This window comes from Aeromonas sp. R4-1, from assembly GCF_040908325.1.
Lineage (GTDB): Bacteria > Pseudomonadota > Gammaproteobacteria > Enterobacterales > Aeromonadaceae > Aeromonas > Aeromonas veronii.
Genome location: NZ_JBFODM010000024.1, coordinates 1 through 15382 on the forward strand (window position 1 = coordinate 1; position 15382 = coordinate 15382).

The following is a 15382-nucleotide window of genomic DNA, read 5'->3' on the forward strand; positions in this document are numbered from 1 at the left end:
ATGGGGATAGTCTGTTGGGTATTAGCTGGTCAAGGATGGCGATCATACCTCAGAAGCCGCGCCACGCCTCGCTCATATGAGGGGATGGTTAAGGGTCATAACCCAAAATATTGATGACTTACATGAGAGAGCAGGTAGCCGTGATGTCCTTCATCTGCATGGTTCAATCCAGTTTTTGGTCCCCATCGGTTTCCGTAGCAAAAAATATCGCCAGCCCTGGCATGAAGATGTGAAGGTCGGTGATCGCAGCCCATCCACTGGCTCACAATTGCGTCCAGATATCGTGCTGTTTGGTGAAAAGATTTATGAATATCAACAAGCTCGTCGCTGGCTCTGCGAGGCTGATACCGTAGTAGTTGTCGGCACCAGTTTGCTTGTTGAGCCTGCGAGCTCTCTGTTACAAAACATCAACCCTGGCGCATGTGTCTACTACATCGATCCCGATCTTGGTTTGTCATCCAGACTACCGTTTCCCGGTGAGTTGATTGTTGATGGGGCCAATCGCGGGATTGCTCACGTATTGGAACTGAACCTGGAAAAAATGGCATGAAGTTATATCTGGATGATGAAAGAAAAACTCCGGTAGGGTGGGTTCGCGTATTCTGGCCGGACGAGGCGATTGCATGGCTAGAAACAGAGACGGTGACAGAAATTAGCCTCGATCATGACCTCGGTGATGATGATAGAGGAACCGGCTACGACGTTATTCTCTGGATAGAAAATGAGGTAATGACAAATAACTTCATCCCGCCCCAAATTCATATTCACTCAGCAAATGTCTCCGCAAGAAGAAAAATGGAACTGGGCATTATGGCCATAAATAGCTTTTTAGGGAATTCAACATGACAAGTCCAGAGCTGTGGCTAAACTCCAGAGATAGTAAATCATGTCACCATGTATAAATCTCTCTGGTTCTTGGGAAAGTTCTGATATCTGCAATAGTCTCTCAACTGTTAAAAATCATCCCCTGAAAAATAAAAAGGCTTCTAAAATCGATAAGTACGAGTTATGAAGTTTTCCTTTTAAAACATAAATGGTAAAAACGCTATTTTGTTGACTTTTATTTAATTCAGAATGACAATCTAACTTCCACTTTGACGATATAATGGACAATGTATGAGTACGGATATCAATTTCTTGTGTAAAGAGAGTCTGTTTGCGTTCATCCAAAACCAATATGATAACTTAAAGAATGATATGGGGTGGGACCTGCTTTTCTGTAGGTATGAGAATATGCTATCCCCTCAGTATCCTGTCGCATTCTTTGGTATAAATCCAGGTGGTGGAGCATGTGATACCAATGCAATTTCAGTGGAGTCTGAATGTGCATACTACAGTGAACCTTGGAAGGGCTGCGAGGAGGGTGAAGCACCGCTACAACAGCAGATGAGAGCCTTATATACAATGATTGGCGATGAATTGGGTGTATCATACAAGCAGCTCATGGATGGCTCTCTGATGACAAACTATATTCCAGCCCGCTCACGAAATTGGCATTCATTAAAAGGAAAGGGTGAGTGGCTTGAACATGCACGTCAAATATGGGATGAGCGTATAAAACAGATCCACTGTAAACTCTATATCGCGATTTCGAAAATCGTATTTGATGAACTAGATGGCCATTTAACCAAGCATGGTTTCCAGATGGTTGATAAAATCAATGAACAGATTGGCTGGGGGAGAGTCAGATACCAAATTCAGCGTTACGAAAGGGGGGATCAAGTTTCCTTGCTTGTACGCCTCCCTCATTTGTCAACATACAAAATATTTAGTCGTGCAGCATGTCAACCTGCAATAGATAGAATTAAGTCCGAGATTTATAAAGCTATAAAATGACTGTCAATCATAATCAATCGAGGACGACTTGAAATATGACACCGGTTTGAGGCCGGTGTAAGGTTATCACTATATCTGTACAGTCATATCTATCGTTATTTCATTACCGCAGGCAAAAGCCTGGATAAGCCTCTATCAACACGTTTTGCTGGTAACTCGATTTTTCAGAGCCTTATTTATCTGCGACAATATTGTTGCTCTATGATTAAGTGGAAGCATTTTTTCAAAAATGCTTTGTTTATAACCAGAAGCCGCTGTAATCAAGTAAAAACAATCTTTTTCCCCCAAGAAAAGAGAAAACCATTCATTCTTTGTGAAAGGATTTATTTTATGAATTTTAATTAGCGTATTAAAAATATCTTTAAACACGTCAGACAAACGACCTTTCTTTCTCAACTCAATAATATTTTCATATAACGAGTTGTTAGACTCAACAGATTGTATGGGTGACGACAGTGGGATTTGATTGATGATTACACCAATAAATTCACCAACCCTGCAATCTGGAATATACCCATAATGATCTCGATACTTATTATCGTCGCTCTTATTACGTTTGATAACAGGACACCCGCCAATTAGTCCTTTTTTCTGATTATCCATGTAAGCATACTGGACCAGTTGTTGCTGCTCCTGGACCCAAAGCTTTGCATTTTTTGCGTCAGCCTCGGTTAACTCTTTTATAAGAGAAAAATCAGAGTTAACATCAACTGTACCTAGGTGAACATTTACAGCCCTATACCTACGAACACATTTACCTGAACTGAGCTCCAGCTCTTCCAGTACACTCACGGTTTTGCTAAATGATACTGTTCTAAGATTTGCATTCAACCTCATGTTAGCCATGCCACACCTCTCATTATTATTGTTATTTTATGTTTTTTTCTTTGGTTTGTTCGTGTGATATGGGATCCCCATACCAATCAGCAATCCATTCATTGTTCTTCAAAATTTCATTCTTAAGTTTGTCTCTATCTAAGAAAAACATGTTTGGCTTATCAATAGTATCTTTTTCTGAGTTAATATCTTGGACATATCCATCAGGAATCAATGCGTTTGATCCTACATGAACGCCCTCCAGCCCTTTCCTAAAAATTGTAGCCAAAACGTCTTTCAACAGTGCTCGTGCATTTGATATAAAACTATCCGATGGTTCTTCGATTGATAGCAAAACAAAATCCAATCTTAGAAGCCGGAAAAAGAATGACGATGTACCATATGTTTTTTTATCCACAAATGACTGCACTGATTTTTTCATCTTGGCATATTGTTTTTTAGTACAACGAATCCATGCAGTAAATAGTATAACCTTAAGCTCGCTTAATTGATTTGATTCACCTAATTGCAAATTTAAATCATCTCGCCGAGGTGAATATTCAATGCCCTGGTCGAGCAGCTTAGACCAGGTAGCCCGCAATCTCTTAACCTTAGACCCTGATATCCATTTCTTACCGTCTATACTATAACAAATACCTTTTGGCTCGTGATTATCTGCTCTCCTCACCCTGACCATTACATTATGCTCACGCAACCCAGTGACAAATTCAGTCATGTTGTTCGGCTGGTTTTTAAAAACCACGTCCATTGCATCCCTAATTATACAGGCGGGATCATGCATAGCATGAAAGCTCCCTCTACCACGGCCATTTTTAATATTGACTATGCTATACTCATGACCGAAATTTGCTTCAGGACTTTTACAGTTCGCCAATCCCAATTCAATTTCTATTTTTCGAGCAGCGTCAACTCCCCGAGCGTAGTCATTACTATCATCAACTAAGGTTCTGTCAAGTTTTACTCTACATGCCACAACATGTACATGTAGAGAGCTTGTATCGCGGTGTATAACAGATGTCCATCGAGTATCGCTACCATATCCCAGTTCAATCATTAGCAGCCTAGCTGCAACTAGACATTGATATGGCGTTAATGATTCATCGGGGCTTAATGATAGAGAATAATGTGCACATAGTTGGTTTCCTGTGCCTGCATACAATGATGCCTGCATATTCAACTCCATGAGTAGTGGCCCGATGTCATAATCAGAGACCTCACCTCTTTCATTCAATGTAATATTTGGTCTATTAATTACACCACCACCGAGATGATAAACCTGTGATGGCATGGATTTTCGTTTCCTACCAATATGTATAGCTCGGTAAATATAAGACAGTCTGTACTGGAAGTTTTGGCCGAACCTGTGTTTTTCAAAATTCATTTCAACTTCACTCCAATCAGAGCTTTTTCAATTCCTATAAACAGAGAATTTATAGATGAGAAAGCCTGCATCACTGGAGAGTTATCACTACTGTCAGTAATAAATTTATAAACGTCACTACCGACTTCAGCTTGTCTAATCAACAACATGATTTGATTTAAATTCGATGATATATTGTATAACCCCTCGAGCAATCTCACACGATCATCATATGAAAAATCTGGTGAGATATTACTGTCTGGTTCCCGGAGAGCCAAAAACCGAATCAGGCTAGACTTTTTGGGAATACCATAGGTTTTACTATGCTTAGTTAAAACACGTTGCTCAGCTGCATTAAATGAGATTCGGAGCATTAAACTGCGTTTTTCATCAGCTGATTTTTTGGGTCTACCAGAACGTGGTTTTCTGTTCATTGCGTGCACCTTTATAATAATTATTAGTAGTGTTATGCGTTTTGTTTTTCAAACCAACCAATTTAATAGACATTAAAACATAGCTGGTTTAGAGTTTTTTCAAAAAATATACAATAGATTTATACGAAGTCACATTAAGAAATGAGCTAAATTATTCGGTGATATTTAATGCTCACTCTAATTATAGTATTGCAAACACTAAATATAATATCAACAATTTTTTGAGCTAAATTATTAATTTAACGACTAACGTTATCAATGGCATTGGCGAAAGTTAATATTTAAAATATGAAATTAACTAGACTTACATGGTGAATTTAATTTTCTTCCGTGAAATTAAAACTATGACATAGGCTGATTAAAGTTATATAAAAAGGCATGCTCTCATCCTATGACAGACATACCTTTTCTAGATCTGGGCGAACCAATGATGTCATATAAGCTCAAGGCTATGAGATAAAAGCTTCCCAAATGATTGATCGTCAACATAATCCGCATGATCATTTATACGCATATTTTTTATCTGACTCAGCACAGTAAAAAAGCACTCCTCACATAGATGTACCTCATATGCCGTACCATCATGTTTCGAACCATAACCCCATTTTGCAGTCAGGGCTCCAAACTGAGGATTATACAAATTTGGGTTCATATTTGGAGTTGTGCTTTTATGGCATACGTCACACTGAATATCAGCTATAACCTCAACCTCTTTTGTGGTCATTATTTTCATCGAACACTCGCTATACATGTAGAATTAATGGACGGATAGCATGAACAAAATGGTTAATGCCGCCATAAGCAAATTCATTATAGTTGAATGAATAAAAAAAGCAGCCTTACGGCTGCTTTCAATACCACGATAATTGTGGATTAGATCAAATAATCCTCTAAGGACTTTCCGCTAGCAACGCCCTCAGCGATGGCTTTCGGCATACGGCCCTGACCAGTCCAGGTTTTTTCCTGGCCATCTTCGTGATACTTGTACTTTGCGGGACGCGGCGCACGCTTGGCCTTTTCCTTTCCTTCAGCTTTCGACGGAGCAGCACTGCCAACCAGTTCGCTGGGGTCAATCCCTGCGTTTTTCAACATCTCGCTGAACTCTGCCAGCTTACGCAGACGTTCGGCGTTTTCTTCCTGATATCGAAGCTCAGCAGCTTCACGCTCTGCAAACACCTCATCAATTTTTGCCTTAATCTCGATCAGTTGTTCGAACGGTAGTTCACGCAGAGCGGCCCGGAGACTACGAATGTTCAATAGTGTTTTGATAAAATCGTTCATGGATATCACGCCTAAAAAGTTATTTGTTTATCGCCTAGCATTATCACCTAGCTGAAGTTTGGTGCCAATATTTATCATCAAAATAATTGATCTTTATATAGCCACATAGTGAGGTTATGCGTAACCGCTCAACATCGATCTAACTTGAGTTAAGACCCCACAGGTTCCATTAGTTACTGCTAGACTGGTTTATTCATACTGACAGCAGAGATCTTGTGATGACTCAACTCATTCTACTAATCGTTGCCCTCAGTACTCATGGGAGATCCCATGAGATTGCATATGAGGTTTGTGATGCATTTATTGAGGATGCAGTTCGGTATTCAGAAATGGACACTATGTATCTAACAACACTGCGCTCACAGGTTATGGCTGCCAAAGATCTAGCTTTTTTTGAACGGTTGTTTTCGACGACATCAGACAAATTGCTCCGTGCCTATTCTGCCCATAGCATCAAACAGGCTCGTGAAATGGCTTTTCGCGATACACGGCAGTGGGAGCTGTTGTTGCTAGATATCGGCATCAAGATGCATGGACGACCCGCTAGCGAGTTGTGGAGTACGTATTATCTGGCTTGCCGAGAGACACTGCTGTAACACCACCACTATCTAAATGCCATTGAGATGCCCCCTCGCTTGGGGCTATTGTGGCACTACAGACCCCGCAGGAATAGAACAGTTCATTATCGGTAGTGTGGTATTGAAACACAGTCCGACTGCCAGGGTCGTTGTAGCTCTACAAACGGCGTTGTTGCCCAAATCAGCAAGCAAGCCATAACTTCCTCAGCCTTAGGTGACTGCTACATTCGGGGATTTCTGACAGGTAGACCCAAGGTATTGGGTTTGTTTATGGCGCTAATATACACCATTATTTCCCTTATCTGACCGTTGTATTTTCGCAGACTGATTTTCCCCCAGAAACTACTTGAACCGATACATAGCCGTTTCTGCCAGCGAGCGACTGTGGAATCCCGATATCTTCTTCCCAGCCGCCAATCCTTCCTGCACATCACCAACACAGCTTCGTTTCTGGGTGTCCCTTTTTCCAAAACCCTGTTCTCTAGCGGGGTGGTTGGTATACAGGCTGCCGCCCCTTTGTGCGAGATAAGCTGATTGCTGGCTTTGCTGTCATAGGCGCTATCCGTATAAACATGTCCCAGCTTTCGCCTCTGAGGGTTGAGCAAGGTCGGCAACACCTCGACATCATGGACATTTTCCAGCGGGACTTCCGCCGCTACGATATCGTGGGTCACCTGGTCTACCAGCAGATGCAACTTGCGCCAGACTCACCGCTTCTCTGCGCCGTGTTTTCTGACCTTCTACTCGCCTTCTGCAAACACCTTTAGCCCGGTTGACTCGATACTTTGTATCGCTTGCGATGGTCTGGCCACTGTAAAGCTGGCTGCGGCCCCGTCGCGTGGTGAAACCAGTTGCTCATAGCCTCGGCATCAACCCTGAAGGTGAGTGAACCAAGGTTAATCAAAGACTTGTTGTATTTAGGCCAGTTACTGATGGGGGTGAAGCGGCGTGCCCATGATGCAGACTTGTAGAGGATGGTAGCGATCAGATCACCGAGCCCTCAGTTAGTTCCATTCAAACTGCATCGATTTGAGCCACAACACCTCTACAATCTCCATCAACAGTTCTCATGAGTGTCGACCACCTAAAAGGCTCCGCTCGGGTCTGTCTGAAAATGTGACATATGGATTTAAACAGGTCTTCATAAAAAACATTTTTTTTTGTATGATAGATAAATAGACATATATAGAAAGACATATCTTTAACTTATACCCTCATCTTGGTGACATATGCCCATCGTAAAATCGAAAAAAGAGGAATTTGATAACACGCCCCCCCCTAGCGATGAACTGTTCAGTCCCCAAAAGCCAAAATTCTGCTTCAACGATTTGGTGTTGAGCGATCAAACAATTGATGAAATAATGGATGTTTTATCCATACAGCAATTACAGAACCACGTTTTTGATACTTGGGGATTAATAAAAACTCATAAAATGCAGAGGAAAATTGCTCTCAACTTTTATGGTGAGCCGGGAACAGGGAAAACAATGGCAGCCCATGCTGTAGCCCATTATTTAGAAAAGGATATTATTGAAGTTAATTATGCTGATATTGAATCTAAATATGTAGGTGACACACCTAAAAACCTTACAAAGGTATTTAAAAAGGCTAAAGAAACAAATTCTGTTCTTTTCTTTGACGAAGCGGATGCAATGCTCAGTAAGCGCGTCACCAATATGAGCAGCTCTACCGATACTAGTGTCAACCAAACCCGGTCTGTGTTGCTAATGCTGCTGAACGACTTCGATGGAATAATCGTGTTCGCAACAAACTTCGTATCTAATTATGACACAGCATTTATGCGAAGAATTTTGGGACATGTAGAATTTAAATTACCATGTCATACCGAGCGAACTAAAATATGGAATCATTTGTTACCAAAAGAACTACCACATAACGCCAATGTGGATATTTTAGCTGAAAAGTTTGGCGGAATTTCTGGTAGTGACATATCAAACGCGATATTAAAAGCTGTGTTTAAGGCAGCCAGAAATAATGAAAAGATCGTACATCATGATTATTTCGAATATGCTATTGAATCTATACAGCATAGTAAGAAAATGAATGCAAAAAATAAAGGTGGTGATGAAAAAGTAGAGATAAAGACGGTTTCAAGAGAATATGTGGAATCCCAAATAAACATATAAATTGGAGTTAATTATGTTGCCTTTGTTGTTAATTGCGGGTGGTTTATTGGTTACTGGTGGCATTATTGCTGCATTTTGGGATGATATCTGTAAGTGGATTGAAAAAGCTGCACAGGCGGTGAAAAAAATCGTCAGCGGCATCGTACACGGAGTTAAGGTATATATAAAGAAAGTTGCTAGTGATATATATCAAGAACTATCTAAATTTTATAGTTTTAATGAGAATAAAGATCAATGGGAAGAAACTATTGTCTCAAAAAAGGTGTCTAGCAACGACGTACCGGATGATATTAAAAAGCTGGCGACTAGTGGACGTGAGCAAGACATTTCTGATCAATTTAAAGAAAAATTAGTTCTAGCCAATTAATCATCTAAAAGGAATAGTTAAATGATTACCCCTTCCAAATCGATAAAAGAAAAACTATTGAATATAAATATTGATGCTGCACTTGATGCTCTTGGTTCAGCACTGTGTCATATACTAGACAACTTCCTAGTTGAGCCAAAAAATCTTGACGAAATAATTAACGCACAATCCACTTTAGTTGATAAATATATACTAAAGGTTGAAGCTGAAGAGAGAGTTCAGTTTATTGGTGGTAAACTTAACATTAAAGACCAGAAAGATGAGAACATAGCATTTCTCATCGAGCTTTATTTTAAAAATAATAAAGATGAGTGGATAAAAAAAGAAAACACTATTTTTATAAATAAGGAAAAAATAAAAGAAGAAAGCATAATAAGTATGCAAAATGGTGCCGTATCTTACGACATATCGCACCCAAATAAGTAGTTTTCCCGCGGACTCATTCTATATTAGACCGAGTCCGCCATATGATAAAATTTATTATTAATGGAGGGTGTTAAAGCCATGAAAGAAGCATTAAAACAAATTATAGGTTTTGCGGTAATAGCATCTATCTCTGCTTGGATATTCCAAAGACAAGCAGATACTATATTTTCTGTATTTGCATTCTTTGCTACATTCACTTTTCTCAAGGCATTTTTTGAAAATTATCACTTTAATAAAATGAGTGAACTGCTAGATGTCACTGCTGGTACGATAATGATTGGAGCCATTCTTACTTGGCTTTTCCCTAATTACTCAGAAGAAATATTAACTGTACTTAGTATTTTATGGGGTATAGCGGCAATCGGTTCTTTAATTGAACCAAATGAAAGAAAAATCTATTCATTAATAGATAGCGATTATTATGTCCATCTAAATGACATATATATAAAATCCGGACTAAAATCTAGAGAGAAATTCAACAAACTGATAGATGGCTTGATCCAAGAAAATAAAGTAATAGTTTCTTGCGATAATTTAATTGCGACTACGGATGTCGCCAAAAACATAAAAAGACAATATGTTGAGTTAATTAACAATGCTTTTAATATGGGTAGCAGCTTGCTTTCTATGGAGCAAATAATAAAGTCAGCAAACCTGGAGAACATGAGTAAAACGCAGCTAGAAATTGCAGGGTTATTGCTAGATGATTTAATTAACATGGATGACAGCATTGAAATAATCGACATGCCTGAAGTTACTCTTTATAAAAAGACAGGGATGATAGAAAACACCAAATATATAGAATTAGAGCTCGATTAAAAATAGCTATTAACTCACCATTTTTCCCTTCGGTTTCGTACACTGGTGTGAATCTAACAATTGCTAGGCATCTAATGATAATGACTGACGAACTGCTAACTCCTTTTCCATGCACTGCATGTGGCAAATGTTGCCGCAGGGTAAACGAAAACCCTCAAGGCCACTTTCTCGACCGTGGTGATGGAGTTTGCCGTCACTTGATTGAGGATACTAATTTATGCAGTATATATGAAATGCGGCCAATTATTTGTCGAATTGGAGACTATTATAAAAAGCAATTCGCGGATATAGTGTCATGGGATGAGTTTGTGAAAATAAATATATCGATTTGCAGAAAACTATAACTCCTCAGATTAAGTCACTATTTGTTTCTGTCACATCCTCTTGTAGTTGATTTGGGAGGGGTGACAACATGCACAAATCTAGTTACTAATTTTATGACGGTTGTGGGGAATTCCTGTTATCTGTCAGCGCCGATGTCTAAATGTCTGCTAACGGTAGAAAACCACACATGAGTGCGCCTAAATAGCTGTTCCGAATAGTAGAGTACTGCTCTCGCACAGCCTCAACGAGAGGCATTAAGCACACATCGAGGTCTAAGCATTGTCACGTCAGGCTTTGTAACCTGATAGTTAATATGCCTTACACGGCAAGGTTTCGGCAAGATGTAGCACTATTAGGAGCAGCTATTTAGAAAATGCAGACAATACTCAATACTGTTACCACAAATCCGATCGGTTACTGATCACGTATTTCCTTCAATATGAACCAAACAGACTGTACCGAGCCTAGCGTGGAGCGTCGATACCGGTGTTTTGCACATTTAGTATTTTCAGCTGAATGTAGATATTGCAGAAAGTCTGTGATCGATGCTGCGCCCATCCATATCGAACCATGATAGGCTAAGCCAAAAGGGACCTTTTTGGGGAACATCATGCCTGTACCACCACATCCATTTACCTTTCATTGCCCCCACTGCGGCTGGCACAAGACAGTTGCTCCCAAGAGCGACGTTATGGTACGTGGCCACACCTGGTTTGAGGCATGTCCCGAGTGCAACCATGCCCCACTGGAAAAAACGTCGGCCACCTTGGTGGAGCTGACCATCGCTAAGCTGAAGGATGTCATCCGAAAGTAAGCGTTGTTATTACCCCTTGCTAATCCAGCCAGTTCGTCACAAACCTGTTGAGATCGTAGTAATACTGTGTGCAGTGGTCCTGGTTACAGAAGCTGGCTATTCATCTGATTGAGAAGGAGATCGTCGTTGAATTTTGAACAGTTGAAATACCGTCACCGGACGCTGCGTGAACACTCTCCCAGCAACCTCAACCTACGAGTTCATCGTGCATTAAGCTGGCTGCAACGCGCCGAAATCGCCGAGGATGAAGATGGCCGCTTTATCTTTCTTTGGATTGCGTTCAATGCGGCCTATGCCACTGAAATCGATGATGATCGTCGCCTCTCGGAACAGGAGACCTTCAAAGGCTTTCTGGAGAAACTGTGTGACCTAGATGAGCATAAGCAGATCGAGCAACTCGTCTGGCAAGAATTCTCTGGCAGTATCCGCATGCTGCTGGACACCCCATTTGTGCTGCAAGGCTTCTGGGATTATCAGAGCGGCAAGATCAGCGAAGCTCAGTGGAAGGAGCGGCTGGCACAAGGCAAGAAGATGGCAACCCAGGCCCTCGCCAGCAGCAACACCCCACAGTTGCTGGGCGTGGTGTTTAACCGCCTCTATACCCTGCGCAACCAGTTAATTCATGGCGGTGCGACCTGGAACAGCTCGGTCAATCGCAAACAACTGAAGGATTGCGCCAACCTGCTCGGCAAACTGGTGCCGGTGATCATCGAGTTGATGATGACCCATCCCGATACCCTGTGGGGAGATGCCTGTTATCCGGTGGTTGAGCTGGCTGGTTAATCAGTCGCAAGATGGCGGGCTGCGATGGCCCCTCGGCTTCAATCCGTCCGATCTGACAGATAGAAAGCCCCGGTTAACAGACCATAGACCAACCGCACCCGCTCATCCCTGCCCAGCAGCACACCGAGTAGCACTTCGCCGCTTGCCAAATCGTCACCATGCCAGAAGCACCAGAGGGCTGCCTCCACTACATCCAGCCAGCTGGCATGGCCCAGCTGATTGCGTGACTTGCGCCGCCAGCTGCCGCGCACCACGGCGCCGCTATTCGGAGATGTGGCTGCCAGCGCCCGCTGCTCCATGACGCTTACAGTTAGTCCATCCAGCTTGGCCTGGCGACTGCCACGCACTCCTCGCAGCAATTTGTCGAGTAGCAGCGCCAACAGACGAAACGCATCCTGATCTTCAAAGCAGGCATCCTCCCCCAGCAAATCAGCAGCACCGACCATCAGTTGCTCACGCCCCAGATAGATGGGCTGTGACGTGCAATCCAGCCTATGTTGTTCGACATGGATAGCCAATGCCACCACCACCGCCAGTGGTGAAGTCTCACCCTCTTGGTGACACGTGCCTTTGGCAAGCAGAACGGTCAGCTCCCTAGCTCGCTCGGCTGGCAGTAGGCAATATATCCCCTTGATCAGGGGCATGGCCGCCTGACCTGATAACAGACTTGAGTTCATAGCGCCTCAGTGACGATCGCGTTTGAAGTGGGTGGCTTTATGACCGACGGTGACAATCTCACCGCCTTGCAGTACCAGATAGTGAACGCGCAGCCGCTGGCAGCATTCCGCTGGCACTCCGTACTCGGCTTGCAGCATCGTCACGCCTTTGCGATCGAGATAAACCAGTTCGCGTCCCTGGTGATAAGAAGAACGTCCGATGCTCAGCAGCAGCTCTACCAGCTCGGGAGCAATACCGCGCTGCTGCATCCGGCACGCGGCGTGATGGCTGTACGCACTATCCAGCTTCCCGTTCATGGCATGCTCCTTTGGCGCTCATTTCGATGGACTCAGTATATGTAGCCTGTATACTCATGCCGATACTGGTTACATAAACATGTCGCATTTTGGAGCACGTATGGCACCCAAAGAGCTCACCTGGGATCAAACCCTTCGTTTTCGTCTGCTGGAGATCGTCTTGCAGTGGGAGGGACGGCTGACCACCAACCATCTGATGACCGCCTTCAATATCGGCCGCCAACAGGCGTCGCGGGATATCAACCACTACCTGACCCACTACTCACCGGAAGGGCTGGTCTATGACAGAAGCCTGAAGGGATACAAACCCACAGAGCACTTTGTCCCGCGCTTTAGTGAGGGAAAAGTGGATGAGTACCTGATGCTGCTACACCGTGAAAAGCAGCACCAGCGCCAACATGAAGCGGGCCTGTTGACACTGCCGCTGATGGATCTGCGCTACGGCCACATCGAGATCCTGGATGTGCCAAACCGCCATATCGACCCGAAAATCGTGCGTGGCTTGGTGCAAGCGGCGCGCGGCCAACTGCGGGTCGATGTCGATTACGTATCCCTCAGTTCAGAGGAGCAGAGTGGCCGCAATATCGTGCCTCACACTTTGGTCTATGACGGGATCCGCTGGCACGTACGTGCCTACTGCGAGAAGAAAGGGGAATATCTGGACTTTGTGATGAGTCGTTTTCGGGGCGAACCGGATCTGCTGGATGCCTCCCCTCACGGCCGGGATCAAGATCTGGAGTGGAACACCCAAGTGACCGCTGTAGTCGTTCCGAATCCAGGCCTCAGCGAGGGACAGCAGGCCATCATTGCCAGAGACTATGCCATGACCGGGAACCAGCTATTGCTCAGCCAACGGATCCCCTTAGTACATTACGCATTGGAACGGATGCAGGTGAGCTATAACGGTGAACACCAACAACATCCCTTGCTCTACCCGCTGGTACTGGCCAACCGGGAGGAACTCATCGAGCAAGGCTGTACCTTCAAGCTCAAGAGTGCAGATTTGTTTAATGTCGTGGTCAACTAAAATCGCAACCAAGTTCTAGGACAAGGTGGAGTTTCCACTGTCTATGTCGTTAACAAAGAAAAGAGCTATACGATAACCTAATGTCAGTCAGCTCAGCTTGGCTGACATTGTTTTACTGACTGTTTTCACCGCCCCACTTCTGTGATCCAACCGTAACAATTCATCGATAGCTTCAAGATTCAACAGCAATACCTCATTCCGCGACCATACACCTATCACCACATCAATCTCACACCATTATCGGTAGTGAGAAATGGAACAACGCAGCTCTCCTACAACTGGTACAGCTGCTGGCGGCATAGCCGCAGCAAACACGAAAAAGCTCCATTGGAGCCCATTCGTAGACACCTCAGTCCACACCGGTGATACTACTCATATCTTGCACAGAACTTAGCCACTTACGTTCAGCGCAAAATGACTTTTTCAGGATCCAGTCCATCGAGTGTTCTTTTGAGGTAGCCATGGCACGCACGCTTGACGAAATATTGACCACAGAAATGCCCGACGTTGTCACTCAGGCCAGGGAAAAAGCAGAGCAAATGCGACTGGAGATTCATCTCACCCAACTGCGTGAAATGCTGACCCAGGCTGGCACCGAACCCATGATTTGCGATCAAACACCATCAGTACAGGACGTTACACTGATGGATCTTAAACGCTGGGTCGAGGCTGCTGGGGGAAAACTACAGCTCAATGTTGAAATGCCAAACGGATCTCAGATCTCGTTTGCCGTTTAACTAGAAATCCATCTCTGCACACCGTAGCAATTGTCAGCTGACAACGAGTCGATCTTCACCTCAGTGGCAGCAAGGGATCAGATTATCGGTATTGTGAAATAGAACTCTGACCCTGGCCAACTGCGACTACGTTGGCGGGTGCCGAAAACCTATAGGCTAAAAGGGCTAAATGTTGACGAGAGGCTTAACCTTGCCCTTGTAGTGGTCTAATCATCCCGGACACCATTTTAGGTGGTACAGTCGCCACCATGACCTGAGGTGTTCAATGACAAGATTACGTCGCTCATTTACTGCCGGATGTCAGCACTTTCCAGCAAATTCGCATTATCGGTATCGTGAAATGGAAACCAGCCCATCCAGTGATGGCGATTGTCAGCTGACAACGGGGTGATCTGCACCAGAGCATCCGCTGGCCCGAACTGCTACAGGTATCGTGAAATGGAAATTCCGCCCTAACAAGCTCGATTGTCGGCTGACAACGGGGTGATCTGCACCAGAGCATCCGCTGGCCCGAACTGCTACAGGTATCGTGAAATGGAAATCCCGCCCTAACAAGCTCGATTGTCGGCTGACAACGAGGTGATCTGCACCAGAGAACCCGTTGGTCGGAACTGCTACAGGTATCGTGAAATGGAAAT

19 protein-coding genes and 1 pseudogene are annotated in these 15382 nt (G+C 43.7%); 12 read left to right on the forward strand and 8 right to left on the reverse strand.

What is annotated here, in order from left to right; all coding sequences use genetic code 11:
- Positions 1-76: 76 nt before the first annotated feature.
- The 3 genes from AB5Y90_RS02795 (at position 77) to AB5Y90_RS02805 (ending at position 1836) form a co-directional block, all read left to right on the forward strand.
- Positions 77-550 carry an NAD-dependent deacetylase gene (locus tag AB5Y90_RS02795; RefSeq protein ID WP_368166529.1) on the forward strand — a complete coding sequence of 158 codons (474 nt, stop codon included), beginning with the start codon at positions 77-79 and terminating at the stop codon, positions 548-550.
- A complete protein-coding gene (locus AB5Y90_RS02800) occupies positions 547-846 on the forward strand; it encodes a cyclic-phosphate processing receiver domain-containing protein (protein ID WP_163129288.1) in 300 nt (99 codons plus the stop codon). Before AB5Y90_RS02795 ends, AB5Y90_RS02800 begins: the two co-directional genes overlap by 4 nt.
- Positions 847-1116: 270 nt before the next feature.
- Positions 1117-1836 carry a hypothetical protein gene (locus AB5Y90_RS02805; RefSeq protein WP_368166530.1) on the forward strand — a complete coding sequence of 240 codons (720 nt, stop codon included), beginning with the start codon at positions 1117-1119 and terminating at the stop codon, positions 1834-1836.
- A 135-nt stretch (positions 1837-1971) separates the two neighbouring features.
- Here AB5Y90_RS02805 and AB5Y90_RS02810 read toward each other — a convergent pair whose 3' ends face one another.
- The 5 genes from AB5Y90_RS02810 to AB5Y90_RS02830 form a co-directional block, all read right to left on the reverse strand.
- The gene (locus tag AB5Y90_RS02810) at positions 1972-2682 is read right to left on the reverse strand and encodes a hypothetical protein (RefSeq protein ID WP_368166531.1); all 711 of its coding nucleotides are present in this window, start codon (positions 2680-2682) and stop codon (positions 1972-1974) included.
- A 22-nt stretch (positions 2683-2704) separates the two neighbouring features.
- Complete coding sequence (locus AB5Y90_RS02815; RefSeq protein WP_368166532.1) at positions 2705-3961, reverse strand: relaxase/mobilization nuclease domain-containing protein; 1257 nt, start codon at positions 3959-3961, stop codon at positions 2705-2707.
- An 89-nt stretch (positions 3962-4050) separates the two neighbouring features.
- Positions 4051-4467, reverse strand: coding sequence for a hypothetical protein (locus tag AB5Y90_RS02820; RefSeq protein WP_368166533.1), 417 nt, complete (start codon positions 4465-4467; stop codon positions 4051-4053).
- A 433-nt stretch (positions 4468-4900) separates the two neighbouring features.
- On the reverse strand, positions 4901-5200 hold the full coding sequence (locus AB5Y90_RS02825; protein ID WP_144716190.1) for a hypothetical protein: 300 nt from the start codon (positions 5198-5200) through the stop codon (positions 4901-4903).
- Positions 5201-5340: 140 nt separating this feature from the next.
- Positions 5341-5748: an H-NS family nucleoid-associated regulatory protein gene (locus tag AB5Y90_RS02830; protein ID WP_125730100.1), complete on the reverse strand. Its 408-nt coding sequence runs from the start codon at positions 5746-5748 to the stop codon at positions 5341-5343.
- Positions 5749-5966: 218 nt separating this feature from the next.
- On the opposite strand from AB5Y90_RS02830, the gene AB5Y90_RS02835 reads away from it, so the two are divergent.
- Positions 5967-6344: a hypothetical protein gene (locus AB5Y90_RS02835; RefSeq protein ID WP_368166534.1), complete on the forward strand. Its 378-nt coding sequence runs from the start codon at positions 5967-5969 to the stop codon at positions 6342-6344.
- Between the two features lie 203 nt (positions 6345-6547).
- Here the strand turns inward: AB5Y90_RS02835 and AB5Y90_RS02840 are convergent.
- A pseudogene (locus AB5Y90_RS02840) lies at positions 6548-7282 on the reverse strand (IS5 family transposase).
- A gap of 273 nt (positions 7283-7555) precedes the next feature.
- Here AB5Y90_RS02840 and AB5Y90_RS02845 point away from each other — a divergent pair.
- The 6 genes from AB5Y90_RS02845 (at position 7556) to AB5Y90_RS02870 (ending at position 12006) form a co-directional block, all read left to right on the forward strand.
- Entirely contained in the window at positions 7556-8473 is a 918-nt protein-coding gene (locus tag AB5Y90_RS02845; RefSeq protein WP_368166535.1) for an ATP-binding protein, read from the forward strand.
- A 13-nt stretch (positions 8474-8486) separates the two neighbouring features.
- Positions 8487-8840, forward strand: coding sequence for a hypothetical protein (locus tag AB5Y90_RS02850; RefSeq protein ID WP_213388251.1), 354 nt, complete (start codon positions 8487-8489; stop codon positions 8838-8840).
- Positions 8841-8861: 21 nt separating this feature from the next.
- A complete protein-coding gene (locus AB5Y90_RS02855; protein ID WP_368166536.1) occupies positions 8862-9266 on the forward strand; it encodes a hypothetical protein in 405 nt (134 codons plus the stop codon).
- A gap of 78 nt (positions 9267-9344) precedes the next feature.
- Positions 9345-10085 carry a hypothetical protein gene (locus tag AB5Y90_RS02860; RefSeq protein ID WP_368166537.1) on the forward strand — a complete coding sequence of 247 codons (741 nt, stop codon included), beginning with the start codon at positions 9345-9347 and terminating at the stop codon, positions 10083-10085.
- Positions 10086-10165: 80 nt separating this feature from the next.
- Positions 10166-10429: a YkgJ family cysteine cluster protein gene (locus tag AB5Y90_RS02865; RefSeq protein WP_368166538.1), complete on the forward strand. Its 264-nt coding sequence runs from the start codon at positions 10166-10168 to the stop codon at positions 10427-10429.
- Positions 10430-11349: 920 nt separating this feature from the next.
- Entirely contained in the window at positions 11350-12006 is a 657-nt protein-coding gene (locus tag AB5Y90_RS02870; RefSeq protein ID WP_368166539.1) for a hypothetical protein, read from the forward strand.
- Between the two features lie 38 nt (positions 12007-12044).
- On the opposite strand, the gene AB5Y90_RS02875 is transcribed toward AB5Y90_RS02870, so the two are convergent.
- Together AB5Y90_RS02875 and AB5Y90_RS02880 are read right to left on the reverse strand one after the other, a co-directional pair.
- Positions 12045-12683, reverse strand: coding sequence for an ADP-ribosylglycohydrolase (locus AB5Y90_RS02875; protein ID WP_225628386.1), 639 nt, complete (start codon positions 12681-12683; stop codon positions 12045-12047).
- 6 nt (positions 12684-12689) lie between these two features.
- The gene (locus AB5Y90_RS02880) at positions 12690-12980 is read right to left on the reverse strand and encodes a DUF4258 domain-containing protein (RefSeq protein ID WP_368166540.1); all 291 of its coding nucleotides are present in this window, start codon (positions 12978-12980) and stop codon (positions 12690-12692) included.
- A gap of 100 nt (positions 12981-13080) precedes the next feature.
- Here AB5Y90_RS02880 and AB5Y90_RS02885 point away from each other — a divergent pair, with 100 nt between their 5' ends.
- Entirely contained in the window at positions 13081-14007 is a 927-nt protein-coding gene (locus tag AB5Y90_RS02885) for a WYL domain-containing protein (RefSeq protein ID WP_201980137.1), read from the forward strand.
- Positions 14008-14468: 461 nt separating this feature from the next.
- Positions 14469-14744: a hypothetical protein gene (locus tag AB5Y90_RS02890; RefSeq protein WP_052815731.1), complete on the forward strand. Its 276-nt coding sequence runs from the start codon at positions 14469-14471 to the stop codon at positions 14742-14744.
- Positions 14745-15382: the final 638 nt, after the last annotated feature.

Coding starts and splice junctions, on each gene's coding strand:
- AB5Y90_RS02800 (WP_163129288.1), top strand. CDS start 547: ATGAAGTTATATCTGGATGATGAAAGAAAAACTCCGGTAGGGTGGGTT.
- AB5Y90_RS02835 (WP_368166534.1), top strand. CDS start 5,967: ATGACTCAACTCATTCTACTAATCGTTGCCCTCAGTACTCATGGGAGA.
- AB5Y90_RS02845 (WP_368166535.1), top strand. CDS start 7,556: ATGCCCATCGTAAAATCGAAAAAAGAGGAATTTGATAACACGCCCCCC.
- AB5Y90_RS02830 (WP_125730100.1), bottom strand. CDS start 5,748: ATGAACGATTTTATCAAAACACTATTGAACATTCGTAGTCTCCGGGCC.
- AB5Y90_RS02890 (WP_052815731.1), top strand. CDS start 14,469: ATGGCACGCACGCTTGACGAAATATTGACCACAGAAATGCCCGACGTT.
- AB5Y90_RS02805 (WP_368166530.1), top strand. CDS start 1,117: ATGAGTACGGATATCAATTTCTTGTGTAAAGAGAGTCTGTTTGCGTTC.
- AB5Y90_RS02885 (WP_201980137.1), top strand. CDS start 13,081: ATGGCACCCAAAGAGCTCACCTGGGATCAAACCCTTCGTTTTCGTCTG.
- AB5Y90_RS02825 (WP_144716190.1), bottom strand. CDS start 5,200: ATGAAAATAATGACCACAAAAGAGGTTGAGGTTATAGCTGATATTCAG.
- AB5Y90_RS02875 (WP_225628386.1), bottom strand. CDS start 12,683: ATGAACTCAAGTCTGTTATCAGGTCAGGCGGCCATGCCCCTGATCAAG.
- AB5Y90_RS02855 (WP_368166536.1), top strand. CDS start 8,862: ATGATTACCCCTTCCAAATCGATAAAAGAAAAACTATTGAATATAAAT.
- AB5Y90_RS02815 (WP_368166532.1), bottom strand. CDS start 3,961: ATGCCATCACAGGTTTATCATCTCGGTGGTGGTGTAATTAATAGACCA.
- AB5Y90_RS02865 (WP_368166538.1), top strand. CDS start 10,166: ATGACTGACGAACTGCTAACTCCTTTTCCATGCACTGCATGTGGCAAA.
- AB5Y90_RS02860 (WP_368166537.1), top strand. CDS start 9,345: ATGAAAGAAGCATTAAAACAAATTATAGGTTTTGCGGTAATAGCATCT.
- AB5Y90_RS02820 (WP_368166533.1), bottom strand. CDS start 4,467: ATGAACAGAAAACCACGTTCTGGTAGACCCAAAAAATCAGCTGATGAA.
- AB5Y90_RS02810 (WP_368166531.1), bottom strand. CDS start 2,682: ATGGCTAACATGAGGTTGAATGCAAATCTTAGAACAGTATCATTTAGC.
- AB5Y90_RS02850 (WP_213388251.1), top strand. CDS start 8,487: ATGTTGCCTTTGTTGTTAATTGCGGGTGGTTTATTGGTTACTGGTGGC.
- AB5Y90_RS02880 (WP_368166540.1), bottom strand. CDS start 12,980: ATGAACGGGAAGCTGGATAGTGCGTACAGCCATCACGCCGCGTGCCGG.
- AB5Y90_RS02795 (WP_368166529.1), top strand. CDS start 77: ATGAGGGGATGGTTAAGGGTCATAACCCAAAATATTGATGACTTACAT.